Origin of the sequence: Pseudoxanthomonas wuyuanensis (assembly GCF_900215535.1) — a bacterium.
GTDB classification, from domain to species: domain Bacteria; phylum Pseudomonadota; class Gammaproteobacteria; order Xanthomonadales; family Xanthomonadaceae; genus Pseudoxanthomonas_A; species Pseudoxanthomonas_A wuyuanensis.
Genome location: NZ_OCND01000013.1, coordinates 62,151 through 87,657, shown reverse-complemented (window position 1 = coordinate 87,657; position 25,507 = coordinate 62,151). Strand labels below are relative to the sequence as shown.

20 protein-coding genes are annotated in these 25,507 nt (G+C 66.4%); 12 read left to right on the top strand and 8 right to left on the bottom strand.

Annotated elements, in window-relative coordinates; genetic code table 11:
* Positions 1–162 precede the first annotated feature (162 nt).
* Both xylB and CRO39_RS19080 read right to left on the bottom strand, forming a co-directional pair.
* Positions 163–1,695: a xylulokinase gene (gene xylB / locus CRO39_RS19085; protein WP_097123563.1), complete on the bottom strand. Its 1,533-nt coding sequence runs from the start codon at positions 1,693–1,695 to the stop codon at positions 163–165.
* 231 nt (positions 1,696–1,926) lie between these two features.
* On the bottom strand, positions 1,927–3,336 hold the full coding sequence (locus CRO39_RS19080; RefSeq protein WP_097123562.1) for an aminotransferase-like domain-containing protein: 1,410 nt from the start codon (positions 3,334–3,336) through the stop codon (positions 1,927–1,929).
* 167 nt (positions 3,337–3,503) lie between these two features.
* On the opposite strand from CRO39_RS19080, the gene CRO39_RS19075 reads away from it, so the two are divergent.
* Complete coding sequence (locus CRO39_RS19075) at positions 3,504–3,815, top strand: hypothetical protein (RefSeq protein ID WP_097123561.1); 312 nt, start codon at positions 3,504–3,506, stop codon at positions 3,813–3,815.
* A 42-nt stretch (positions 3,816–3,857) separates the two neighbouring features.
* Positions 3,858–4,067, top strand: a complete 210-nt coding sequence (locus tag CRO39_RS19070; RefSeq protein WP_097123560.1) for a twin transmembrane helix small protein — start codon at positions 3,858–3,860, stop codon at positions 4,065–4,067.
* A gap of 6 nt (positions 4,068–4,073) precedes the next feature.
* Here the strand turns inward: CRO39_RS19070 and CRO39_RS19065 are convergent, their stop codons facing one another.
* The 4 genes from CRO39_RS19065 to CRO39_RS19050 form a co-directional block, all read right to left on the bottom strand.
* Positions 4,074–5,618 (bottom strand): CehA/McbA family metallohydrolase, encoded by a 1,545-nt coding sequence (locus CRO39_RS19065; RefSeq protein WP_238394675.1) that lies wholly within the window; start codon positions 5,616–5,618, stop codon positions 4,074–4,076.
* Between the two features lie 5 nt (positions 5,619–5,623).
* Positions 5,624–6,757, bottom strand: coding sequence for a phosphatidylinositol-specific phospholipase C1-like protein (locus CRO39_RS19060; protein ID WP_097123558.1), 1,134 nt, complete (start codon positions 6,755–6,757; stop codon positions 5,624–5,626).
* Between the two features lie 23 nt (positions 6,758–6,780).
* The gene (locus CRO39_RS19055) at positions 6,781–9,288 is read right to left on the bottom strand and encodes a TonB-dependent receptor (protein ID WP_097123557.1); all 2,508 of its coding nucleotides are present in this window, start codon (positions 9,286–9,288) and stop codon (positions 6,781–6,783) included.
* A 211-nt stretch (positions 9,289–9,499) separates the two neighbouring features.
* Positions 9,500–10,249, bottom strand: coding sequence for a GntR family transcriptional regulator (locus tag CRO39_RS19050; RefSeq protein ID WP_097123556.1), 750 nt, complete (start codon positions 10,247–10,249; stop codon positions 9,500–9,502).
* Between the two features lie 133 nt (positions 10,250–10,382).
* Here CRO39_RS19050 and zwf point away from each other — a divergent pair, with 133 nt between their 5' ends.
* From zwf to CRO39_RS20645, 9 genes are all read left to right on the top strand, one after another.
* Positions 10,383–11,861, top strand: coding sequence for a glucose-6-phosphate dehydrogenase (gene zwf, locus CRO39_RS19045; RefSeq protein ID WP_425479744.1), 1,479 nt, complete (start codon positions 10,383–10,385; stop codon positions 11,859–11,861).
* A gap of 4 nt (positions 11,862–11,865) precedes the next feature.
* Positions 11,866–12,582 (top strand): 6-phosphogluconolactonase, encoded by a 717-nt coding sequence (gene pgl, locus CRO39_RS19040; RefSeq protein WP_097123554.1) that lies wholly within the window; start codon positions 11,866–11,868, stop codon positions 12,580–12,582.
* Positions 12,583–12,684: 102 nt separating this feature from the next.
* Positions 12,685–13,452, top strand: a complete 768-nt coding sequence (locus CRO39_RS19035) for a PspA/IM30 family protein (protein WP_097123553.1) — start codon at positions 12,685–12,687, stop codon at positions 13,450–13,452.
* Between the two features lie 68 nt (positions 13,453–13,520).
* A complete protein-coding gene (locus CRO39_RS19030) occupies positions 13,521–15,176 on the top strand; it encodes an ATP-binding protein (RefSeq protein ID WP_097123552.1) in 1,656 nt (551 codons plus the stop codon).
* Positions 15,173–16,030 carry a hypothetical protein gene (locus tag CRO39_RS19025; RefSeq protein WP_097123551.1) on the top strand — a complete coding sequence of 286 codons (858 nt, stop codon included), beginning with the start codon at positions 15,173–15,175 and terminating at the stop codon, positions 16,028–16,030. Before CRO39_RS19030 ends, CRO39_RS19025 begins: the two co-directional genes overlap by 4 nt.
* Positions 16,027–17,724, top strand: a complete 1,698-nt coding sequence (locus CRO39_RS19020; protein ID WP_097123550.1) for a phosphate ABC transporter substrate-binding/OmpA family protein — start codon at positions 16,027–16,029, stop codon at positions 17,722–17,724. Before CRO39_RS19025 ends, CRO39_RS19020 begins: the two co-directional genes overlap by 4 nt.
* A 184-nt stretch (positions 17,725–17,908) precedes the next feature.
* Positions 17,909–18,427, top strand: a complete 519-nt coding sequence (locus tag CRO39_RS19015; protein ID WP_097123549.1) for a c-type cytochrome — start codon at positions 17,909–17,911, stop codon at positions 18,425–18,427.
* Positions 18,428–19,268: 841 nt separating this feature from the next.
* Positions 19,269–20,996, top strand: a complete 1,728-nt coding sequence (locus CRO39_RS19010) for an ExeM/NucH family extracellular endonuclease (protein WP_097123548.1) — start codon at positions 19,269–19,271, stop codon at positions 20,994–20,996.
* A gap of 289 nt (positions 20,997–21,285) precedes the next feature.
* On the top strand, positions 21,286–21,594 hold the full coding sequence (locus CRO39_RS20645) for a hypothetical protein (RefSeq protein ID WP_141400867.1): 309 nt from the start codon (positions 21,286–21,288) through the stop codon (positions 21,592–21,594).
* A gap of 21 nt (positions 21,595–21,615) precedes the next feature.
* On the opposite strand, the gene CRO39_RS20640 is transcribed toward CRO39_RS20645, so the two are convergent.
* Positions 21,616–22,110: a hypothetical protein gene (locus CRO39_RS20640; protein ID WP_141400866.1), complete on the bottom strand. Its 495-nt coding sequence runs from the start codon at positions 22,108–22,110 to the stop codon at positions 21,616–21,618.
* A 342-nt stretch (positions 22,111–22,452) separates the two neighbouring features.
* On the opposite strand from CRO39_RS20640, the gene CRO39_RS19005 reads away from it, so the two are divergent.
* Positions 22,453–23,583 (top strand): hypothetical protein, encoded by a 1,131-nt coding sequence (locus tag CRO39_RS19005; RefSeq protein WP_097123547.1) that lies wholly within the window; start codon positions 22,453–22,455, stop codon positions 23,581–23,583.
* An 85-nt stretch (positions 23,584–23,668) separates the two neighbouring features.
* Here CRO39_RS19005 and ggt read toward each other — a convergent pair whose 3' ends face one another.
* Positions 23,669–25,369: a gamma-glutamyltransferase gene (ggt, locus tag CRO39_RS19000; protein ID WP_097123546.1), complete on the bottom strand. Its 1,701-nt coding sequence runs from the start codon at positions 25,367–25,369 to the stop codon at positions 23,669–23,671.
* Positions 25,370–25,507: the final 138 nt, after the last annotated feature.

Here is a 25,507-nt window from a genome sequence, read left to right as displayed (position 1 = left end):
GGAATGCGGCCGATGCCGGGGAAGTATTCGCGGGTACCGATGTAGGGAGTGCTGGTCATGGCTGGTCTACTGGGGAGTGGGGAATGAGAAATGAGGAGTGAGAAATGAGGAGTGAGAAATGAGGAGTGAGAAATGAGGAGTGAGGGGTGGAAGGCTGCTGGCTTATGCGCTTCCCAGTCCCGGGTCCCCTGCCCCCAGTCCCGGCTTTTCGTACCACCGACGGACCGCATCCAGGTGACTGAGAAAGCGCCGGTAGCCTTCGTCATAGGCGGTGACGGCGTCAGGGTCCGGTCGCGCCGACAGTGCGGGACTGATCCGCACATGCTCACGCGCGATCGCGGCGATGTCCTGCCGGCTGCCTCCGGCACGGCCGTGCGCCCATAGCGCCTGCAACGCCGCGCCGAACGCGGCGCCTTCGGCCTGCTCCGGTACGTCCACCGGCAAGCCGAACACATCGGCCACCATCTGCCGCCACGCGGCGCTCTTGCTGCCGCCGCCGGTCAGGCGGATCGCTTCGAAGCCCAGGCCGGCCGCCCGCAGCGCGTCGTAGCCGTTGCGCAGGCTGTAGGTGGCCCCTTCCATCGCCGCGCGGTAGGTATTGCCGCGGGTCAGATTGCCCAGGTCCATGCCGAACAGCCCGCCACGCGCATGCGGCAGATCCGGCGTGCGCTCGCCGTTGAAGAACGGCAGCATCACCAGCCCGCCGGCGCCCGGCGCGGTGCCCGCCATTACCGCATCGCCATCGCGGCTGTCGAACCCGAACAGGCGCGCCACGTTTTCGGTAGCGACGGTGCAGTTCATCGTGCAGATCAGCGGCAGCCAGCCGCCGGTGGACGAACAGAACGCGGCCCAGCCGGCAGCGTCATCGACCACCGGCCGGTCGGCATGGGCGAACAGCGTGCCGGAGGTGCCCAGGCTCATGCTCAACAGGCCAGCGGCAACGTTGCCGGTGCCGATGGCCGCCATCATGTTGTCGCCGCCGCCTGCGGCCACGCGCACATGCCGCGGCAGGCCAAGTTCGTCGGCAATCGCCGGTGCGATGGCGAAGCTGGCGTCCGCCTCCACCAGCGGCGGCAGCAGCTGGCCCAGATCGCGGTCCGGGTCCGTCGCCGCCAACAGCTCGGGCGACCAGCGCCGCGTGCGCACGTCCAGCCAACCGCTGCCGGAAGCGTCGCCGTATTCCATCCAGCGCTCGCCGGTCAGCCAGAAGTTGACGTAGTCGTGCGGCAGCAGGATCGTCGCCAGCTGCGCATAGGCGTCCGGCCGGTGCTTGCGCGTCCATGGCAACTTGGAGGCGGTATAGCCGGCCAGGATGGGATTGCCGGCCAGTTCGATACAGCGCTGCACGCCGCCGACCGCGGCCATGATTTCTCCGCACTCCACGCTGGTGCTGGTGTCGCACCACAGCTTGGCCGGCGCCAGCACCGCACCGTTGCGGTCCAAAGGCACGAAACCGTGCTGCTGGCCGGAGACCCCGATCGCCGCCACCTGCTGGCGCTGCGCCGGATCCAGCTGGGCGAAACAGGCGCGGATCGCAGCCAACCACCACTCGGCATGCTGCTCGCGACTGCCGTCATCGCCGGCAATCAGCTCCAGCGGCCGGCCATGGCTGGCGACCACCTGGCGCAGCTGCGGGTCATAGGCGACCAGTTTGACGCTCTGGGTGCCGACATCCAGGCCGATGAACAGGCTCACGCGCGCGCCTCCGGCAAAGAAAAGTTAGCGCTACCATTTTGCTGGCAGAAAAAGGCGTCACTGGAAGGAACAGCCAGCAGTTTCATCGTCGCGTTCTGGGACCCGGGGATTCGGGAACTCTACCAGCGGATGCGAAAATGCCTTGCTGCAGTGCGCAATTCGCGCCGCCGGAACAGGGTCGGCGCACGGCAGATGGAAGCCGGTGGGCTGACGACCGGCGCCGGATGAACCTCATTCCGTCAGCCACTGCCCCAGCGTCTTCAGCGCAACCTCGGCGCGGGCGTCGAACGGATGTCCGTAGTTCAGCCGCAGGCAATGGCGGAAGCCGCGGCTGGCGGAAAAAAGCGGGCCCGGCGCCAGGCTGATGCCGGCGTCGGCGGCGCGCCGCTGCAGGGCCAGCGTGTCGATGCCGCCGGGCAGTTCCAGCCACAGGAAGTAGCCGCCGCCGGGGCGGCTGACCCGCGTTCCGGCAGGGAAGTAACGGGCGATGGCGTCGGTGTACTGGCCCTGGTTGTGCTGCAGGCTGCGGCGCAGATGCTGCAGATGGCGGTCGTAGGTGCCGCGTTCCAGGTAGCGCGCCAGTGCGGCCTGTGCCGGCACGCAGGTGGCCAGGGTGGAGATCAGCTTCTGCCGCGCCAGCTGCCGCGCGTACCGCGGCGAACTGACCCAGCCGATCCGGTAACCCGGCGCCAGCGCCTTCGAGAACGACGAACAGTGCAGGACCCAGCCCTCGCGGTCGAAAGCGCGGGTCGGCGCCGGGCGCGCACCGAAGTACAGCTCGGCATAGACGTCGTCCTCGATCAGCGGCAGTTGCCGGCGCGCCAGCAGCTCGGCCAGCGCGCGCTTCTTGTCGGCGCCCATTGCGCTGCCCAGCGGATTCTGGAAATTGGTCATCAGCCAGCACGCCGCCGGCCGGTGCCGCTCGATGGCTGTTTCCAGCGCGGCCAGGTCGATGCCTTCGCGCGGATCGGTGGCCACTTCCAGCGCATGCAGGCCATGTTGTTCCAGCGCCTGCAGCGCGGCATAGAAGCACGGCGATTCGACCGCCACGGTGTCGCCCGGCCGGGTCAGCGCCGACAGGCACAGGTTGAGCGCCTCCATCGCACCGTTGCTGATCACGATTTCGCGCGGGTCCACCTGCACGCCGTCGATCAGGTAACGCAGGGCGATCTGCCGGCGCAGCTCCGCATTGCCCGGGGTCAGATCGTCGACGGTGCTCCACGGGTCCAGCGCGGTGGCGCTGGCGGCCAGCGCACGGCCCAGCTTGTCCAGCGGGAAATACAGCGGACTGGGAAAGGCCGACCCCAGTGGCACCACGTCGCGATGCATGGTCGATTCCAGCACCTGGAACACCCGTTCGCTGATTTCCACCGGACGCGACTGTCCGTCCGGCTGCGATGCGGTTTCCGGCTCGGCCGGCAGGGCCGGCGGCGGGGTCGACGAGACGTAGTAGCCCGATCGCGGCCGGGCCTGCACCAGGCCGCGCGCCTCCAGCAGGTAGTAGGCCTCGAACACGGTGGCCGGGCTGATGCCGCGGCTGGCGCTGGCATGGCGGACCGAGGGCAGGCGGTCGCCCGGCTTCAACAGGCCGGTGCGGATCGAACGCGCCAGTTCCTCCGCCAGGGCTTGGTATCGCTTCATCGCAGCAACGCCGGGCAAGGTCGGAAGCCCAGTGTAGCCGGCAACTGATACGGTTTTTTTCAGAAAAACTGGTTCTTACAAATCTGATACAGGTCCGGCAGGATCCCCGCCATGAACCGCATCCCGGCCGCATCACAGCCCTTTCCAGCGTTTGAGGCCGACCGCCGATGAACCGGCAAGTCGAGATCAATCTGGCCCTGATCCTGTTCGTGCCGTGGTTTTCGATCCTGGCGGCGCTGTTCTGGATCTACCCGCGGCAGCCGCGCGATCTGGCCCGCAAGGCCTTCGATGCGATCAGCCTGCTGGCCGCCACCGGGCTGGCAGGCGCCGGCATGCACTGGGGCTTCCACAACGCCGACCCGGATGCCGGCGCCATCTGGAAACAGGTGCTGGCGACCTCGGTGGCCTACGGCCTGTTCCTGGCCGTGCTGACCGCCGCCATCGCGCTGCGCTGGCGCTGGCTGGCCGGGCGCCGCTGAGCGGCGCAAGCCGGTTCCCGCATACCCGCCAAAGGCATTGCCATGAAAACGCTCATTATCGTCGGCTTCCTGGGCCTGATCCTGTACAACCTGGGCGCCGGCCTTTACTACCTGCTGGTCGATGGCGGCCGCAGCAAGCGCACGGTCAATGCGCTGACCCGCCGCATCGGTTTTTCGGTGCTGCTGATCCTGCTGGTGGCCGCCGGCATTGCCAGCGGCTACATCCAGCCGCATGGCGTGCAACCAGGATGATCGTCGTCAGCGCGCTGGCGAAGGTGCCGGTTCTGCGAAGTTGAGGTAGATAGGGTTGCCGATCAGGTGCAGCCTGCCGTCGGCACCGTAGGCGTTGGCGCTGAGCCAGTGGCGGCGGCCGTCGCTGCGCCATTCCCGTTGCAACCTGCCTTCGGCGGCGTGCAGCACCTCGCGCGGCGCCATCGGCGCACCGTCCAGCAACCATTCCACCTGCGCGCCAGCGCCATCGGCAATCTCCAGATCGAAACGGATGCGTTCGCCGGCGCGCACCGTCAGCGCGTCTCCCATCTGCGCGACGCCGCCGGCGTATTGCGCGGTCATGATCAGGCGGCGGTGCGCGCTGCCTTCGACATCCACGTAGACGCGTCCGCGACGGATGCCTTCCAGCACCGCCGCTTGCGACAGCGCTTGGGCATGGACCACGGTGGTAGGCGTGCCGATACCGCTGGTGCCGGGCCGGCGCTCCTGCAATGCGGCATCGTGATTGTCGCTGCCGCCGATGGCGGTCAGGCGGTGGCCGGCATTGAGCTGGCGATACCAGAACGGAAGGCCCGAGGCCGGGGTGCCGGCATCGTCGCCATTGACCGCTTCGACCGCGGCGATACGGCTCATGTCGACCGGCGTGCGCGGAGTCCAGCCGCAGCCCATGCAGCGTTCGTCGCTGGGCCGGATCGGGTGATTGATCGATGCCGGCAGACCGCGCCGCTGCAGTTCGGCCAGCAACGCGTTCCAGTGCGGCACCGCGTCGCTGCCGACACGGAAATCCAGATCCCGCTGCAGCCCGAACACGTTGACGTGACCCTGGAAGGTGGTGATTTCCATGCCGGGCATCATCAGCAGGCGGTCGAAATACGGCTGCAGGCCGCGGATGTCGTGCAGATGCGAGACCGTGTTGTGGTCGGTGACGGCAACGAAGTCCAGACCGCGCTGCGAGGCCGCCTGCGCGGTCAGGAACAGCGGGCAGGGTACGCGCGCGCCGCTCTGGCTGGTGCAACTGGCGTCGCTGTGCGCGGTATGCATATGCAGATCGCCGCGGTACCAGCCCGGTTGCGCGCGCAACACTGGCGATAGCGATTCGGGCCCGGCGGCATCGCTTTGGTCCTCACCGGTCAACCAGATCCGCGCGCGGTACTCGGCATGCTCGTCGGCGCGGATGTTGGGAATGCCCAGCAGCAAAGCCCACCGGCCGGCGCGAATCGGCCCGGGCAGGTAGGACGGGGTGGCGTCGCTGGCCGACAGGGTGAAGATGCGCTTGTTGCCGCCGCTCCAGCCGCGAAAACCATCCTGTCCGCGGAAGCCATCGGGGCCGAGTATGCCCAGATCGATGGTGGTCTTGCGGTCGCGGCCGCTGTAGTCGAACTCGACGGTGATGCGGGCGGTGCCGGCCGGTACTTCGAATGGCACGCTGCGATAGGTCTGATGATCGCGGCCGCTGAGTTCGCCCTGCAGCACCAGATCCGGTGCCGCGTCGACCGAGGCATGGTAGGCCCGGGCATGGCCGGCGCACGCAAGCAGCAGCAATCCGAACAGCCCGCGCAGCACGATGAGCATCCTCGTCATTCCTCGATCGCCCACCCGGCGCACTTGCCGGCGGCACGGCGCGGATTGCATCGCGCCACCGCGGCGCCTGGCAGGCTCACCTGGTAATCGCCCAAGCGCGCATCCGGGTCGATGTAGTCGGTGGAAACCACCTGCGCGCCGCTGGCCAGCGCCGCGTCGCGCCTGCGCGTACCGTTGCGGCGCGCTTCGGCGGTATCGGCGTCGGCGCGGGTGCGGATCAGGTGGCCAGCAGCCACCGCAGCGGCGATTCGCGAGGCCTCGCGCAACGGCTCGTTGAGGGTCAGGTAGGCGGCGTCGCCCTCGGATTCGTCGCTGGCGTTGACGAACATGACGCGATGCCCGCCGCGCCGGTACAGCGCGACCTTGGCCGGGCTCTCGTCGAGCGCGAACAGTACCCGGCCACGCGCCTGCGCCAGCAGCGGCCAGGCTCCGGCATGGACCGCCTGCCGCAATGACGGATGATCGCCCTGCACCTGCGCAGGCTCGATCAACGAACCGGGCGGAAACACCGCGCGGATTTCCGCATCCAGCGCGTCGAATGCGACCGCATCGAATGGCAGCGGTTGCACTGCCCCTGGCGCAGCCGGTCCGTCCTTGGCGTTGATCAGGATGAGGATCGGCACATGGCGCGGATGCGCCTGCGACCAATCGCGCACGATGCGCAGGCACTCGGCGAACGGCTGGCAGTTGCTGCGATAGTCGATATCCGAAAGGTGCATGGCCTTGAAGCCGGGTTCCCGCATCGCCTGGCGCTGCTTGGCCGGCAGCGACGGATGCGCGTAACGGCCGCCTTGCGGGTCGTAGTAGATGTCCAGCTCCAGCCCGCGCACGCCACGGTCCAGCTGTTCGGCCAGCGGCCGGTGGCCGTAGTCCAGGCCATCGGCGCCACCCGGATCGCGCCGGCGATGTGCGGCCAGCTCCTGCGGCGCCATCGGCAGCTTGTAGCTGTTGTGGGTGCCGATCACCTGGATGTCGTTGAGGCGCAGGTTGGCATCCATCCAATCCTGCGCGCAGCCCGGCCCGGCCTGCTGCGCGTCCTGCGCCGTCAGATCGCAGGACGACGGCCGCGCCGCGGTTGCGATCGGCGACACCGCCAGTGCTGCCAGCAGCGGCACTGCGCGTAAAGGCATTCGCATCATCCGCGCTCCCCGGCTCAGAACCGATACATGACCGCCAGGCGGTACGCACGGCCCAGCAGCGGACGCGCGATGAAGGTGTTGGCGCCGGCGTCGCCGCTGGCCACCTCGCCAGCGCGCGGGTTGCCTTCGGTCAGTCCCAGCGAATTGCCAAGGTTGTCCACGTAGGCGAACAACGACCATTGATCGTTGAAGGCGTAGCGACCGCTGAAATTGAAGACGTCGTAGGACGGCAGCCGCACCGAGTTGGCGGTATCGACATAACGCTCGCCCTGGCGCTCGTACGCCAGTTGCAGGCGCAGGCGGTCGCCGAGCAGGTTGAAACCGGGCACCACCCGCAGGCTGTTTTTCGGCACCCGGATCAGCTGGTTGCCGTCGTAGTCGCGCAGGACTTCGCCGCTGTCGGTAAAGCGCAGGCCGCGGTATTGCGGGTCCTGCACGGTGGCGGTGAACGAGACGTCGAACCAGTCGAGCGGATAGAAGGTGCCTTCCAGTTCCAGGCCCAGGGTCCGGGTGTCGGCATACAACTGCTGCTGGGTCGATGCGCCGGTATCGGCGTCGAAAACATAGTTGCTATAGCCGACGTTGTCGTATTGGGTGAAGAAAGCGGTGGCGTACAGATCGAACTTCTGGTGCGTGTACTTGTAGCCCACTTCTCCCAGATCCATGGTCTGGATAATGGGTTTGGCCGTGGCATTGGTGATGAACGAACCCAGGTTGGGCAGGCGGAAGGTCGAGGTCCAGCGCGCGAACAGGCCGGAGTAGTCGTCGAACTGCCAGTTGCCGCCCACCGTCCAACCCAGCTTGTCGAAGCCTTGGTCGTAGTGCAGGAACTGGCCGGTGCCGGTCCAGATCTGCGAGGTCGGCGCGGTGCCAAGATTCACCTGCCGGCGGCCTTCCACCCAGCCTTCCATGTCGACCTTCTCCCAGCGCAGGCCGCCGTCGATGCGTAGCTTGTCGTTGACCTGCCACTCGTCGGACAGATAGAACGCATGCGTGGTCGAACGGCCGCTGCCGTTCTCCCACTCGTAGCCGTAGCGCCAGATGCCGCCATCGCTGATCGTGGCCAGCGGATTGCCGTCGGCATCCACCGCCACCAGATCCAGCAGCCGCGCGTTGTCCTGGGCATCCAACAGTACCGTGGAGGAATAGCGATCGAAATCCTGATCGACCTTGGCGTAGTAGTAGCCGAGGCTGACGTCATGGCTCTGCGTGCCTAACTCGAACCTGCGCGAAACGCGGGCGTCGTTCATCAGCTCGTTGACCGGCGCGGTGACGCCGCGCAGGCCGCCGATCACAATCAGCCCGTTGCCGTTCTGGCTGGCGGTGTCGTAGACCTGATCCGGCGTGGTGACGTAGCGCAGTTGCAATCCGGTGGCGCCGGGATACTGGGCCAGCAGCGCGGCGTTGGCGGTAATGAACGATTGCGCGCTCTGCAGAACATTGGGAAACATGCCGTTGCGCTGGGTTTCGGTAACGTTGTAGCGCAGGCTGTCGCGCAGCAGCCAGCCGTCGAAGTCCTTCTCGAACTTGAACGTGTACTGGTCGCGTTTGACGTGGGTGCCTTCGCTATTGTCGAAGTCGTAGCGGCTACCATCGGCCATGAGCATGCCGATGCGCTCGGTTTCCGGCCCCGCCAGCGTGCCGTGGTGGCCGTCGAAACCGGGCACGGCGCGGATCTCGCCGTCCTCATCGGTGCGCATCGGCACACCCAGGTACAGCATGACCTTGTCGTCCATGTGCTTGACGTCGAAGGACAGGCTGCCGCCTTCCAGCTCACGCACCAGGTTCAGCCGCAGCTGGCCGCCATCGTTGGCGGTGAAACCGGGATCGCGCACGCCATCGTCCTGGCGGTAGTAGCCTCCCAGCGACAGCTTCCAGTCCTGCCCGATCGGCGTGCCGTACCAGAAGTCGGCGCGGTGAAGGCCGTAGTCGCCGATGGTGTACTTGAACACGCCTTCGGCGCTGTCGCCAGGCTGGCGCGGAATGAAATTGACCGCACCGGCTGGCGCGTTGGAATAGAAGATCGACGACGGACCGCCACGGACCACTTCGATGCGTTCGGTGGTCTCGTCCAGACGGAACGCCTGATCGCCATTGAGATAGCCCAGCGCCGGGTCGTGCTGCACCGGCATGCCGTCATCGAGCAAGGTGATGGAGCCGAAGCCATCGACCGGAATGCCGCGTGCGCGCACATTGCCGCTGGCTTCGCCGCCGGACGCCTCCACCCAGAAACCGGGCACGCTCTTCAGCGATTCGGTGACGCTGGTCGGTGCTTGCAGGCGCAGCCGCTCCTCATCGATGCCGGTAATCGAATAGCTGGTTTCGGCCTTGCTGCGCACGCCGGTGCCGGCGCGTCCTGTCACTACCACCGCATCGAGCTGGGTCGGGCTGGCATCGCGGCCGGTGTCATCGGCGGCCGATATCGCGTTCTGTGCGAACGCGGGCGAAACGGCAAAAGCGGCAAAGCCGCCAGCGATCAAGGCACGGCGAATGGCGCCGCAGAGGCGGGTGGAAGTCGGCATTGGCGAGGTTCCTGCTGCGAATGGAACGGCGATGCGATGGCGTCGCGAGGAAGCTCGTCATGCTGGCCGCGTAAAACTCACTTTTCGTGACGGTCAGTTTGCACGGATGTGTAAACCGTGACCGCTGCAGAACTCCTACCGAGTCGCCATCCCGGCGCAGGCAGCAACGAAGGATCGGCTACGGCACGATGCCGGAGACGCCGGCCGCGCGTCAGTCGCTCTGCAGTTCGGCGACGAAATCGTAGGCATCGCCGCGGTAGTAAGAGCGCGTCGATTCGACCACGCGGCCGTCGTCCAGAAATGCGCGGCGTTCGACCAGCAGGCCGGGGCTGCCGACCGGCAGTTCCAGATGGCGGGCGGCTTCTTCGTCCAGCGCCACAGCGCGCAACCGTTGCAGCGCGCGCTTGGGACGGTTGCCGTGCACTTCCAGCGCTTCGTACAGCGAAGTGGTGACGTTTTCCGGATCCGGCAGCAGCGAATACGGCACCAGTGTGCGCTCGATAGCGATCGGGGCGCCGTCGACATGGCGCAGCCGGTACATCCGCACCACGCCGCTGCCGGGCGAGAGGTTCAACGCCATCGATTCTTCCGGCGTGACTTCGCCGATGCTGCGTTCGAGAAAGCGCACCTGCGGATTGAGGCCGCGCTCGCGCAGATCGTCGGTGAAGCTGGTCAACCGCGAGAACTGGCGCAGGATGCGCTCGGCCACGAAGGTGCCGGCGCCCTGGCGCTGCACCAGCAGGCCGCTGTCGATCAGGCCCGCCAGCGCCTTGCGGATGGTCACCCGCGACAGCGACAGCAGCGTGGCCAGATCGCGTTCGCTGGGCAGCGCCTGGCCGGGTTTCAGCACCCCGGCATCCATCAGGTTCTGCAGCGCGCGGCGCAGGCGCAGGTAGGCCACCGCGCGGGTGGATTCGCCGGTCTGCAGGCGGTGGTATTCGTCGGCTAGAGCGTTTTGCATGCCGGGTAAGATACCTCTTAAGTACCAATACTGCAATATCTGCAAATGCACGTCGAATTGGCCTGCACTATTGGCGCACCATGGTATGTCGGTGGTATTGTTGTCGGCACCAGAAAACGACCGAGACGCTGACGTGACTGCTCAAACCGTACCCGTGGATCCCTTTGACCTCGTGATCTTCGGCGGTACCGGCGACCTGGCGCTGCGCAAGCTGCTGCCCGGCCTGCTGCACCGCTATGCCGATGGCCAGATACCGGAAGACAGCAGCATCATCGGCGTCGCCCGCGACAAGCAGTCCGATGAGGACTACCGCCGCAAGGTCGGCGAGACGTTGCTGCGCGGCATCGGCGACAACGAGGCCCTGAAGGAAAAACTGCCGGCCTTCCTGCAGAAGCTCGGTTACCACGCGCTGGATGCCACCCGCGACGATGGCTGGGAGCAATTCGCCGAACAGCTGAAGGCGCAGGGCGATCGCATCCGCGTGTTCTACCTGTCCACCAGCCCCAACCTGTTCGTGGCCATCTGCGACAAGCTGCGCGCCCATGGCCTCAACGGCGGCCAGGCGCGGGTGGTGATCGAAAAACCGATCGGTCGCGACTCGGCCAGCGCCGCGGTCATCAACGATGCGGTCGGTAGCGCGTTCGCCGAAAGCCAGATCTTCCGCATCGATCACTACCTGGGCAAGGAGACGGTGCAGAACCTGCTGGCGCTGCGTTTCGCCAACATCCTGTTCGAGCCGCTGTGGAACGCCAACCATATCGATCATGTGCAGATCACCGTGGCCGAGACCGTCGGCCTGGAAAAGCGCGCGACCTACTACGACACCTCCGGCGCGCTGCGCGACATGGTGCAGAACCACCTGCTGCAGCTGCTGTGCATGGTGGCGATGGAACCGCCGGCCGCGTTGCAGGCCGATGCGGTGCGCGACGAAAAGCTCAAGGTGCTGCGTTCGCTGCGCCCGATCACCGCCGACGACGCCGCCCAGCTGACCGTGCGCGGCCAGTACCGCGCCGGCGCCTCGGCCGGCTGCGCGGTGCCCGGCTACCTGGACGAGCTGGGCCGTCCGGATTCGCGCACCGAAACGTTCGTGGCGCTGAAAGCCGAAGTGGACAACTGGCGCTGGGCCGGGGTGCCGTTCTATCTGCGCACCGGCAAGCGCCTGCCCGAGCGGGTGTCGGAGATCGTGATCGCGTTCAAGCAGATTCCGCACTCGATCTTCGAGCACAGCGCCGGCCCGGTGATGGGCAACAAGCTGGTGCTGCGCCTGCAGCCGGACGAAGGCGTCAAGCTGTGGCTGATGATCAAGGACCCCGGCCCGGGCGGGCTGCGCCTGCAGCATGTGCCGCTGGACATGAGCTTTGCTGAGGCCTTCGGCGTGCACCAGCCGGAAGCCTACGAGCGCCTGCTGATGGACGTGGTGCGCGGCAACCCGACCCTGTTCATGCGCCGCGACGAAGTCGAAGCGGCATGGAAATGGATCGACCCGATCCTGGCGGCGTGGGAAAACCTGCGCGAGACGCCAAAACCCTATACCGCCGGATCCTGGGGTCCGAGTGCCGCGGTGGCGCTGGTCGAACGCGACGGCCGTACCTGGCACGAAGACACGGTCTGAGCGCATGACTGCCCCCACCGACATCAGCGCGCAGATCCGCTGGCAGCCGTACGCCGATTCCGAAACCCTGGCGCAGGCGCTGGCCGCCGACGTGGCCGCGCAGTTGCGCCAGGCCATCGCCCTGCGCGGCAGCGCGGCGTTGGCGCTGTCCGGCGGCACCACGCCCCGGCGCTTCCTGCAACGGCTTTCGGAGCAGGCGCTGGCGTGGGAAAAGGTCGTCGTGACCCTGGTCGATGAGCGCTGGGTGGCGGAAACGCACGAGCGCTCCAACGCGCGCCTGCTGCGCCAGCATCTGCTGCAAGGCAATGCCGCCGCCGCGCGCCTGGTTCCGCTGTACCGCGATGTGGCCGAACCCGAACAGGCGCTGGCGCAGCTGCAGGCCGAGCTGCCGGCCGTCATCGACGTCGCCGTGCTGGGGATGGGCAACGACGGCCATACCGCCTCGTTCTTCCCCGGCGGCGACTACCTGGCGCAGGCGCTGGATCCGAACACCCCGGCACGGCTGCTGCCGATGCGCGCCGATGGCGCCGGCGAAGCGCGCATCACCCTGACCCTGCCGGCGCTGCTGGCGGTGCCGCAGCTGTACCTGCACATCGAAGGCGCACAGAAGCAGGCGGTGCTGCAGCGCGCGCTGAGCGGCGAAGACGATGGCGCCGGGCTGCCGATCCGCGCGGTACTGGCGCAGGCCAGGGCGCCGGTGGCGACCTACTTTTGTCCCTGAGCCGGCGGACGACCGCCCCGCCCGCGCCATAGCCGCGGTTGGAATGGACCTGCGCGCCGCGTACAGTAAACGGTCAGGACATCGTTTATCGGGGGAAGCGCCATGCTGGGTCGGCTGTTCAATGTGTTCCGCGGTTTCTTCGCGCAGTTCGTCAAGGGCGTGGAGAAGCGCAACCCCGAGGCGCTGCTGGAGCTGGAGCAGGAAAACCTGCGCAAGCAGATCGGCAGCTACAACCAGAGCCTGGCCACCCACGCCGGCCTGGCCGAGCGGCTGATCGGCCAGGTCCGCAAACTGGAAACCGAGGAGCGCGAACTGCGCGCGCGCACCACCGCGCATCTGCGCGCCGGCAACCAGGACGCCGCCGGCCAGCACGCGCTGCGGTTGCAGACGGTGACCCGCGAGCTGGAGGAAAACCGCAAGCAGATGGCGCAGGCCGAAGACACCTACAAGGATCTGGTCAAGGCGCGCGATGTGGCGGTGACCGCCGCGCGCGCCAAGATAGAAAGCCTGAAGGGCGCCATCAACGACATGCGCATGAAATCCGCGCTGGCCGACATGAACGAAATGGCCGCCGGCATGATCACCCAGATCGGCGGCTCCGGCGATACGCTGGACCGGCTGCACGAGATGGTCGAGGAAGAACGCAACAGGGCCGCCGGCCGCGCGCGCGTGGCGCGCGATGCGCTGGACATGGGCCAGATCGAGATCAAGGAAGCCGAGCAGAAGGCGCTGGCGGACCAGGCGCTGGCCGATTTCGCCGCCGCCGAAGGCATCGCGCTGCAGGGCGCGCCCGTTGCCGCGCCCAGCGCGGCGCGCAGCATGGGCAACCAGGAGGCGGCCAAGCCGTTGTCGGAAAGCGGCCAGGGCTGAGCGCCGCGATAGCGGTTTGCCGTCCTTACACCGGGGAGCGTCTGCGTCATGCGGACCGAGCGCGACTGATGCCATTGGATAGCCAAGCGCCGGCGTGGGCGCACGAACTGGCGCTGGCCTACGAAAGCGGCGCGCACGGGCAGTTCGTGCTGTACGGCAACGTCGGCGACCGGCTGCCGCTGGACGGCCGCCTGGTCGGCCTGACCCGCTGGCTGGACGCGCAGCTGCTGACCGGCTTCGATGTGGTGTTCCTGTACGACGCCGGCAACGGCCTCAGCGTACTGCGCGGCAGCGACCGGCTGCGGCAGTGGCTGGCCGGACGCGAGGGCGAGGCCTGGCCGCGCGAACCGCGCGCGGCGGTCGAGCGGATTTCCCACTACCTGCGCTATCTGGCCAACCTGCAGGCGCTGGGGCAGGGCGAAGGCGAGCACGTCGCCGTGCTGATGCGCGGGGCCGATCAGATCCTGCCCGGCGGACGCAACGGCGATTTCGAGATCGCCAGCCTGGCCAGCCTGGTCCGCGACTGGGCCAGCGAACCGCCGTTCACCGAACAGGCCTTCGCCAGTTTCCTGATTGCCGACAACCTCAACGATCTGCACCCGCAGGTGGCCTTCAACCCGCGCGTGGCCCGCATCCGCGTGCCGCTGCCCGACGAGGCGTTGCTGAAACAGGCGCTGGCGCAGCTGCGGCTGGATCATCCGGCCGCCTTCGATGCCGCCAGCGGCGACGAACAGACCGCGCATGCGCTGACCGGGGTCAGCATCAGCGCGCTGCACAGCCTGGTCAGGACCTGCGCGCACCAGAAGCGCCCGCTCGGCCCGGCCGACTGGCTGAAGGTCAAGAAGCAGCTGGTCGAAAGCGATGCCAGCGGGCTGGTCGAATTCATCGACTCGGTGCGCACGCTGGACGACTACTACTCGCCGCCGGCGTTGAAACAATGGCTGCGGCAGGACATCGCGCTGTGGCAGGCCTCGGATCTGCGCGCGCTGCCGATGGGCTACCTGTTCTGCGGCCCGGTCGGCACCGGCAAGACCTACCTGGTCGAATGCCTGGCCGGCGAAGCCGGCGTGCCGGTACTGAAACTGAAGAATTTCCGCGACCGCTGGGTCGGCTCCAGCGAAGGCAACCTGGAGAAGATCTTCCGGCTGATCCGCGCGCTGGGCCGCTGCATCGTCTTCATCGACGAAGCCGATCAGACGCTGGGCAAGCGCGATGCCGGCAGCGGCGACAGCGGCCTGTCCGGACGGCTGTATTCGATGATCGCCCAGGAGATGTCCGACACCGACAACCGTGGCCGGGTGATGTGGGTGCTGGCGTCCTCGCGCCCGGATCTGATCGAGGTCGATCTGAAACGCCCGGGCCGCATCGACGTGAAGATTCCGCTGCTGCCGACCAGCACCGCGGAAGAAAGCGCGGCGCTGCTCAATGCGCTGCTCAAGCGCTTCGGCATGGCGCCGGGTACGGAGGCGCTGCTGGCGCTGAATCCGCCGTCGCTGCTGACCCCCGGCGCGGCGGAGGCCTTCGCGGTCAAGGCCTACCGGCGCTCGCGCACCGGTCCGCTCGCAGCGCTGGCCGCGATCGCCGATACGCTGGCCGACTACCAGCCGCCGGTGCCGCTGGAGGTGCTGGAATTCCAGATGCGCATCGCCATTGCCGAAGCCACCGACCTGGCTTTCGTACCGCCGTCGCTGCGGCCGGCCAGCAGCACGGGGGTGGCGATATGAAGCGCCGGTCCTACCTGGCCGCGGCGTTCAACGCGCGCCCGCTGGGCATGCCCATTCCACCCAACTGGTTCGGGCTGGCGGCGTTCGCGCTGGCCGGGGTGTTCCTGAGCCCGGGGTTTTTCCTGCTCGGCGCCGGCGCCGAGGCGATCTACCTGTACTGGCTGGCCAACAACCGGCGCTTCCGCAACAGCGTCGACGCCGGCGCATTGCAGGAGGATCCGTCCGACCGCCGCTACCGCGAACTGCTGGATCCGCTGCCGGTGACCCAGCGCAAGCGCCAGGACGAACTGGAAGCCAAGGCGCGCGAGATCATGGCGCTGCTGACCCGTTCGCCGCTGATGGCCGCCCATGCCGACAGCCTGGAGCAACTGGTCTGGCTGCACCTGCGCCTGCTGGTGGCGCGCAGCGCCATCGCCCGGGTGGTTCAGACCGCGCGCGAGGAGAGCAAGACGCTGCAGGCGCAGGAAGATGTCATCGATGCGCGGCTGGCCAAGGCCGACGAGCTGGGCGCCGAGTTGCGCCGCAGCCTGGAACAGCAGAAGGCGGTGATCGATCAGCGCCAGGCCGGGCATGCCGATGCCGCACGCCGGCTCGAGCATGTGGATTCGGAACTGCAGCGCATCGGCCTGCAGGTGGCGCTGCTGCGCGAGCAGGCGCTGCTGGCCACCGACGAGGCCAGCATCGGCAATTCGCTGGATGCGCTGGCCGCTTCGTTCAACGAGGCCAACCGCTGGCTCGACGGCCAGCGCGATCTGCTGGGGCCATTCGATCTGGGCCATCATCCGCGGCTGCCTGCCGGCGTGCTGCGTCCCTCCGCTTCCCGTTCCGCCATGACCGAAGGAGAATCGTCATGACCCGCAATCCATTCCCGCCGCGCTCGCGCCGCCATCAGGCCGGCAGCGCCGGCGGCAAGCTGATCACCGCACTGCTGGTGGCCGCGCTGCTGGCGTTCGGCGGCTGGCTGGTGCTGCGCGACATGGGCAAGGGCGCGGCCCCGGCCGACGCGCCCGCGCGCAGCAGCAGCGCCAGCGGCGATGCGCCGGATCCGATCGAACCGCTGACCGGCCTGCCGACCTTGGACGCGGCCGCCGCCTACCAGCCCAAGGGCGACATCGTCGATGTCGACATCAGCGAATACGCCGGCTACGCGGGCCTGATTGCCGCCAACGGCGGGCTGGAGCCGAACCCGGATTCGTTCTTCGCCAAGAACTACGGCTTCCAGGTGCGGCTGACCCTCAGCGAGGAGGAAGGCTGGTCCAAGCTCAACAACGGCCGCGTTGCCGCCTCGGTGACCACCGCCGACACGCTGGCGGTGCTGGGCCGGCAGTTCGACGTGGTGGTGCCGGCGCAGATCGGCTTCTCGCGCGGCGCCGATCAGGTCGTGGTCGACACCGGCATCGCCAACGTCAACCAGCTCAAGGGCAAGATCCTGGCCGCCTCGCAGTTCAACGAGAGCGAGTTCTTCATCCGCTACCTGGCCTCCGAGGCCGGCGTGCCGGTCAAAGTCCTGCGCGATCTGGACGGCCGCCCGGCGCCGGGCGAACTGGGGCTGGTGTTCTACGAGGACGCCTTCGTCGCCTGCGATGCCTACGAGCACGAACTCTCGCGCAAGGCACCGCGGCTCAACGGTTGCGTCGGCTGGTCGCCGCGCACCGACGAGGTCGCCGCCGATTCCGATGGCCGCGCCAAGGTCCTGGTCAGCAACCGCAACCTGCTGATCATCGCCGACCTGCTTCTGCTCAACAAAGGCTTCGCCCAGGCCAAACCCGACTGGGCCAGGGGCCTGGTGCACGGCCTGCTGGAAGGCAACCGCCTGGTCCGCGACGAACCCGCCGCGCAGATCCCGGTCATCGCCAAGGCGTTCAAGTGGAGCGAGGCCGACACCCGCGATGAGTTGGGCAAGGTGCACCTGTCCAACCTGCCGGAAAATCTGGCCTTCTTCGAAGGCACCATCGACTCGGCCGGCTCGTTCCAGGGCATCTTCCAATCCTCGGTGCTGGTCTACGGCAACCTGATCAAGAACCCGGCCGACCCGGCGCGCTTCGTCGACACCGGCGCGCTGGCGGCGCTGAAGCAGCAGGGGCTGTACGCGGATCAGACCATCGCCATCGCGCCGATCCGCAGCGGCAGCGGGCAGGTGTCGCTGGAAGGCGATGCGCTGCTGAGCAAGGACATCCGCTTCTTCTTCCAGTCCAATTCGGCGGTGCTGGACAAGAGCGCGCCGGCCAACGCCGGCTATCTGGACACGATCAAGAACTTCCTGCAGGTCAGCCCGGGCTCGGTGGTGCTGCTGCGCGGGCATGTGGACGATGCGCGCAAGGGCGAATTCGAACGCCAGGGCGGGCAGGAACTGGTGCGCAGCATGTCGCTGAAGGCGATGGAACTGTCGCGCCAGCGCGCGCAGGCGGTCCGTGACGCGCTGCTGGAGCGCTATCCCAAGCTGGAAGCCGACCGCATCGAGCTGGTCGGCCGCGGCTGGGAAGAGCCTGCCGGCACCGACAGCGACCTCAACCGTCGCGTCGAAGTGCAATGGTTCACGCTGGAATAGGCGCACCGGCTGCCGGCGCCGGTGCGGCGGAATATGCCCGCACCGGCCACCCTGCTTATAATGGGCGGCCTGTCCCCGGCGTCCGCGCCCGGGCCTGTGCCGGATCCGCCGCGGTGGCGGTGTCCGGTTCCCCCCTGTTTTCGTAGCCAAGCGCGGCCCCGGGCCGTGCTGCCAAAGGTGGAAAGTGCGTAACTACGACCTCGAATTCCTCAAGCATTTCTCGATGGTGATCGGCTTTCTGGCGTTGGTGACGCTGGGACTGATCGTCGGTGCCTACTTCCTGCACGGCTCCGTACCGCCGGAAGTGGACCCGCGCGCCGCCCAGCGCACCGAGGCCCGTATCGCGCCGACCGGTGCGGTCTACGCCGGCGCCACCGGTGCCGCCGCCCAGGCTGCCGCGCAGGCCGCCGCCCTGGCCGCCGCCGCCTCCCAGGTCGCCTACGGCGGCACCACCGACGGCTCGGTGATCTACCAGAACCTGTGCGGCGCCTGCCACACCAACGGTGTCGGCATGGCGCCGATGCTGACCGTCGCCGGCATGGGCGCACGTGCGGCCAAGGGCAAGGAAACGCTGTACAAGCACGCCATCGAGGGCTTCACCGGCCCAGACGGCGGCATCATGCCGCCCAAGGGCGGCAACCCGGCGCTGACCGATGAGCAGATCCACGCCACCGTCGACTGGATGCTCGACAACGTGAAGTAAGCCCGGCCCCGCCGCCGCGCCAACGCCGCCTCCGGGCGGCGTTTTCGTTTCCGGCTCACAACCGCTGCCCCGTAGGGTGGGCCTTGGCCTGAGGTATCCCCACTTTTTTCGAAGCCAGTCGTCCCCCCTTGACCAGCCATTGAGCTGTTGAAAGACGCCGAAGAGGGTTCCTCGTTCAAGTGCGGGGAACGCCTATTTGGAACCCGATGGCCAGGGCAGTGCGGGACACGCCGTAAATGCGTCCATGCAGGCTCTTCCGCGGCATCCATGCCGCGGACGGTCCCGCACCGCCCTGGCCATCGACTTCTGGGCACTTGGTTGGCGCTCGAAGAAAGGCGTTCCGAAGTCGCGCTCTGTCATCTGCCCCAAAGTCGCCGGCCGGCGGGCTCTGGGGGGGCGGAGAGCAGGCCATGGGTGAGCCAAGGCGGCTTGCGCGGCACTGCCGCGCGCCTTGGCGAACGCCCGGCGCGCTGCGCCGGGCCGGTTCGGGCCGCGAAGCGGAACGAGCCTGCGGCCCGAGTTAAAGACACGATGTCGTCAGGAGGGCGGAGCACCCCCAGCCTGACGGTCGGCGACTCTCGCCGAAGCCGAGCTCCCCGGAAGTGGGCGAAGAAGAATTTGTGGGGATACCTCAGGCCTTGGCCCACCACCGCCATGCTTCCATCGAAACGAATGGCCGGCGAAGGAGGCCAACCGCTTTCAATGATTCTCTCCGCAGGCGGTGCGTGGTCATGGTGGGCCAAGGCCCACCTACGTCGGTTTGCGAATCTGCACGTCTCCGCCTGCCTGCCCGTCACGCAGTCCGTTTACCCTTGCCTCCAGGTTTCCCGGTCCGCCCACGATGACGTCCTTGCGCCCCCTGCTCGCCTTTGCCCTATCGATCCCGCTCGCCCTGCCCGCCTGCGCCGCCACGCCGCACGCCGGCGCGGCGATCCCCATCGGCCAGGTGCAGGGGGCGGGCGCGCGCAGTTCCATGGAAGGCCGCGCCGTCGTTGTGGAAGGCGTGGTCACCGGTGCCTTCATCGCGGGTCTGGGCGGCTTCTTCATGCAGGATGCCGGCGACGGCGATGCGGCCACGTCCGATGCGATCTTCGTCGCCGTCGAAGAAGGCGCGCCCGCCGTGTCGGTAGGCGATCGCGTGCGGGTGCATGGCATCGTCGGCGAGCGCAAGGCCGGCGGCGAGGGCACGCTCACCGCGTTGCATGCGCCGGCCATCGAAAAGCGCGGCACGGCCCCGGTACCGCTGGCCGTGATCGACGCGTTGCCCCCGCAGTGGGAACCCTGGGAAGGCATGCAGGTGCGCATCGCCGCGCCCCTCACCCTCAGCGGCACCGACGCACTGGGCCGCTTCGGCGAACTGACCGCCAGTTTCGGCGGCCGCCTGTGGCAGCCCAGCGAAGTGGCCGCGCCCGGCAGCGCCGAATTCACCCGCGTGACCGCCGACAACGAACGCCGCCGGCTGCTGCTGGACGATGGCAGCGCCGAGCGCGATCCCGCCGCAGTCTGGTACGTGACGGACGGCCAGCCGCTACGCACCGGCAGCATGCTGACCGGCGTGCAGGGCATCGTGGACCAGCGCCACGGTGGCTACCGATTGCAGTTGACCGCGCCGCTGGCGACCGCCGCGCCCGAACGCCCGGCGCCGCCGCACGTGCAGGGCCGCCTGCGCGTGGCGGCATTCAATCTGGAAAACCTGTTCAACGGCGACGGCCGCGGCGGTGGCTTCCCGACCCAGCGCGGAGCCAGGACCTTGCAGCAGCTGCAGGCGCAGACCGCCAAGCTGGTGGCGACGATCCGCGCGCTGGATCCGGACATCGCCGCACTGATGGAACTGGAGAACGACGGCTACGGGCCCGAATCGAGCCTGGCGCAGCTGGTCGATGCGCTCAATGCCGGCGGCGGCGACTGGCGCTTCGTCGATACCGGCAGCGGCCCCGGACCGGATGCGATCCGGGTCGGGCTGATCTACCGCGGCGGCCAGGTGCGCCTGCGCGGCAAGCCGGCGGTGCTGGAAGGCGGCCCGTTCGGCGAACGCAGCCGGGCGCCGCTGGCGCAGGCGTTCGTGCCGGCGCGCGGCGGCAAGCCGCTGGTGGTTGTGGCCAATCACTTCAAGTCCAAGGGCTGTTCGGAAGCGACGGGGCCCGATGCGGATCAGAAGGATGGGCAGGGCTGCTGGAACGCGTTGCGGCTGGATTCGGCGCAGCGGCTGGATGCCTGGCTCAAGACCGACCCCACCGGCAGCGGCAGCGGCAGCGGCTTGACCGTGCTGCTGGGCGACTTCAACGCCTATGCGATGGAAGACCCGGTCCGCTGGCTGCGCGACGCCGGCTGGGTCGACGCGTTCGCCCAGGCCGGCGTCGGGCAGCCCTACAGCTACGTCTACAACGGCCTGACCGGCCGGCTCGATCACGCCCTGCTCAGCCCGGCGCTGGCCGGCAAGCTGCGCGGCGCCGCCGAGTGGCACAGCAATGCCGACGAAGCCAAGCGCGAAGGCTATGCCGAAGGCGACGCCTCCGTGCCCTGGCGCAGCTCCGACCACGACCCGCTGCTGCTGGGCTTCGACCTCTGAACAAAGAACGGCATCGAACCTTTTCTTGTAGGAGCGACGTCAGTCGCGATGAAGCTTTCCCCGTAAAGTCCCATCGCGACTGACGTCGCTCCTACAAGAACAATTGCTCGGTTCCACAATAGCCTGCGCTGATGTATTGAAGCATTGACAAGCGTGCGACGGAATCGCCTATGGCGGTTCCGCCTTGCTTGGGCTACGCGGGCTGAAGCCAGCCGACGACTTCAGCCGTTTCAACTCAAGCAGCCAGCGTGGTAAATAAGAACCTACTTCATCGTCAACAGGAGATCGCATGAAGATTGACAGGCATGGCTCTGGAGCATTCCACGGCATTTCAAGTATTGAATTCCAGGCGCCAAAATTCAAATGGAATAACGACAACATGTCGGCGCAGATTATTCAGAACCGCGTGAAAGACTTCACCGGAGGTTCTCGCCATGACTACGTTGTTTCTCTCTCTCTTAATGAGATAAGCCAACTAATCCGAGCAACGGCTGACGTCGCAACCCTTGACCCAGCCGCGTTCTCCCCGCATATGGCCAATTTGCTTGCACCTCTTCTACAACTCCAAGCCGTTGGATCTGGTGTGATTCGCGCCTAATCGATTTATATTTCGGACCAGTCAGGCCTTCGATAAAAAGGTGCTAAAGAACACCAGAAATAGCACACCTGCTGCCCACATAAGGCAGTATCGGAATGCAGGACGACGACGACTTATGAGCGCAATTGCCATTTCCGCGATGCCACCAATCGCGAAGAAAACTAAGAACGTTCCAAGTCCCTCCGCAAACACGTCAAGAAAAATAGTTGGATTCGTTATAACCACCGATATGACATGAAGTGGATTTCCTTTCGAGAAGACCACGCCCGTCACTACTACGCAGACAACGAACAATAGAGTATTCACCAGCCAAGCACGTGCGCCTTTGTTTTTTCTAGTCACGCCTTGATCTTCAGAGGGATGCGCCTCCTGCGAGACAATCATTCCACGAAGTGCCATCTCGGCGCGCGCCAGTGGTGCGGCATCGTCACTGAACAGTCCGCTCTTCCATCGCGCTAGAAGCTCATCATCGTCCATGCGCGCCAAAGTCTGTCTAATCACATCGATATTAGTCATGCGGCCCCCTGAAAGCGCAAATGAAGCATTCTTATCTGAATAAATCGCTAGATAATTAATGGCCAGCAAACAGGTTCAACCACCTTGGCCACCTGAGCTAGCTACGCTGCTGTAAAGTCCTTTGGGAATTGGGCTCCATTGCACCAAAACTTGTTCGCATTATTTGACAAACCTCTGTCACCGAAGTACACGCCGTAATCGGCATCACTGCGGATGGCTTGGTAGCCACCATACGGGCCCAGCGCCCATCCTACGAGCTGTTAGCTCGCCGACACCTTCTGGTGCAAACTCACTGCTGAATTTTCCTGCCGTGCAGCCGACCGAGGTCGATCAGGAGGAGCCATGCCGACGTTCTACAAGCCGTTCGAGGTAACCCAGTTCTGGGCGTTGGACCGCTATACGATTCATGAGGCGCGCAGTTCTCAATTCACCGCACTGCTGACCGTGGAAACGGATCAGCCTGACCAGTGGTTTTTCTCCGTGACGCTCACAGGTACCGATCTATCCCTTGGCAATTACGTTCCCCCCTTCCTTCCCACCCGGGAGAACATTGCAGCTATCAACGGCGCCACCGATGAGCTGTTCGGGTTCATCGACATCCTGCACCGCACGGGCAAGAAGCAGCTACCTGAACGCGATGCCCTCAAGCTGATCGCGGCCTCCCCGACGGCGGTTTCTCGCAACATGCGTGATTACGCCTACCGCACCGCGCTGTTCAAGGTCCTGGCTGAGGACTGGGGAATCGATCTGCCCTTACCCAACCAGTTCGGAAAGGAAGTGATCAGCCTGAGCATGCGCCCTGGCCTGCCATGCGGTCCGGCGATGATTTCGGCTGTCGAGCCGGTGCTAGCGGCAGCTTGGGGTCCGGTTAAGAAAGGTCGTGTGGTGACCATCAATCGCGAAGGGCGAATGATTGACCAAGTTTCCTATGCTGCTGCCAATGGCGAGGAGTTGGTCCAGGAGTTCGACGTCACCGATTTCTATGGCAAGAACTTGCCCATGACGGATTTCGATTTCTCCTCTACTCGGCCCAACGCACCGGCCCCTGCCAAGTTTGCCGCCGGCAGCCAGCAGACTGCCGCCGCACCCAAGGTGAATTCCGGGGTCGATCATGAGCAACTCAAAAACATGTTGGATGAGTACCAAGATGAGGCCGTCGACTTCTTGCTGTACCTAAGTGACCTTTACATGATCGTGAAGCGCGGGTTGCTGCAGGGACATCCGCCACGGATCCTGTCTGGGACTGCTTATCAGGCAATAACCAAAGAACGATCACCTGACACTTGGCTTCTGACGGCTCCATCGCTACGTGACCTTTCCTTCGCGGTCCTGAAACACAAACTGGGTCGTCCACCCAAAGGTTACGAATTGGATTCAGCAATGGAGCTTGCCCGTCTCCAGTTCGGACTAGTCGACACAAATGGCAACATCGCCATCTACAAAAAGGCGTGGTGGAAGTTCTGGAGCCGTTGAGCCCGTTCGTTGGGTAGGCCGCTATATCTATCGATTGGGTGCAAACCTCAACATTGTCTATCACTGTGTCACCGCGCCCGTTGCCTCAATACCCCGCCGCCTGCCCGTCCTTGCGGCTTTCGCTGGCGCCGTAGTACACGCCGGTATCCGGGTCGCGGCGGATGGCCTGGTAGCCGCCGTACGGGCCCAGCGCCCATTCGACGTGGTGGCCCAGACTCATCAGGCCGCGCACGGTTTCGTACGGGAAACCCGACTCCAGCTGCACCACGCCGCCGTCGCTCATCATGGTGTTCTGCCCGGTCGGTTCGGTTGAGCCGTCATGCTGCAGCCGCGGGGCGTCGCCGGCTTCCTGCAGGTTCATGCCGAAGTCGACCAGGTTCATCACGATCTGCACATGCCCCTGCGGCTGCATCGCCCCGCCCATCACGCCGAAGCTGGCGAACGGCTTGCCGTCCTTGGTGATGAAGGCCGGAATGATGGTCTGGAACGGCCGCTTGCCCGGCTCGAAGCTGTTGGGATGGCCTTCCTGCAGCACGAACATCTCGCCGCGGTCCTGCAGGATGAAACCCAGTCCCGGCGGCGCCATGCCGCTGCCCATGCCGCGGTAGTTGGACTGGATCAGCGAAACCATCATGCCGTCCTTGTCGGCGGTGGTCAGGTAGATGGTGTCGCCTTCCTGCAGTTCCTTCGGCGTGCCCGGCTGCACTTCGCGCAGCACCTTGTCGCGCGCAATCAGCTTGCGCCGTTCGGCCGCGTACGGCTTGGAGACGAGTCTGGCGACCGGCGCCGGCTGGAACGCCGGATCGGCATACCAGCGCGCGCGGTCGGCAAAGGCCAGTTTCTTGGCCTCGACCAGCAGATGCAGATGCTCGGCGCTGCCGAACGGAATCCTGCTGAAATCGTAGCCTTCCAGCACGTTGAGCATCTGCAATGCGGCGATGCCCTGGCCGTTGGGCGGCAGTTCCCAGACGTCGTAGCCGCGGTAGTTGGTGCTGACCGGCTCGACCCATTCGCCCTGGTGGCTGGCCAGATCCTCATAGCTCAGAAAGCCGCCATTGGCCTTGAAGTAGGCATCGATGGTGCGGGCGATATCGCCCTTGTAGAACGCATCGCGGCCGCCGGCGGCGATCTTCTGCAGGGTATCGGCCAGGTGCGGGTTCTTCCACAGCTCGCCCACGCGCGGGGCGCGGCCGTCGATGGTGAACTGCTCTTTGAAACCCGGCCACTTCGACAGTCGCGGCACCGACAGGCCCCAGTAGTAGGCGATGGTCTGGTGCACCGGATGGCCTTGCCGCGCGTAGCGGATGGTCGGCGCCAGCACCTGCGGCATCGGCAGCTTGCCGAAGCGGCCATGCAGCGCGAACCAGCCATCGACCGTGCCCGGCACGCTGACCGGCAGCGGCCCATGCGGCGGGATGTCGGTGATGCCCTGCTGCTGGAAGTATTCCAGGGTCAGCGATTTCGGCGAACGGCCCGAGCCGTTGTAGCCGTGCAGTTTCTTCGTTTTAGGGTCCCAGACGATGGCGAACAGGTCGCCGCCGATGCCGTTGCCGGTCGGCTCCATCAGTCCCAGCGCGGCATTGGCGGCGATGGCCGCATCGACCGCGCTGCCGCCGGCCTTCATAACGTCCAGCGCGATCTGGGTGGCCAGCGGATGCGAAGTGGCCGCCATCGCATGCGGGGCGATGACTTCGGAGCGGGTGGCGAAATCGCGGCCGGCGATGCGGTCGGCGGCCGCGGCCGGCAGGATCAGCGACAGGACGGAACAGAACAGCAATACGCGCATGGCGAAGGACCGTTGGCGCGCCCGACGCGCGCCTTCACCTGCCGATGTTAGAACCTATTGAGCCGCTCCCGCAGCAAAAGCGGTTCTGCGGGCCGCATCAGCCAGCGGCTCTCCGGCAGGTGTCGGCGAAGCGTGCCG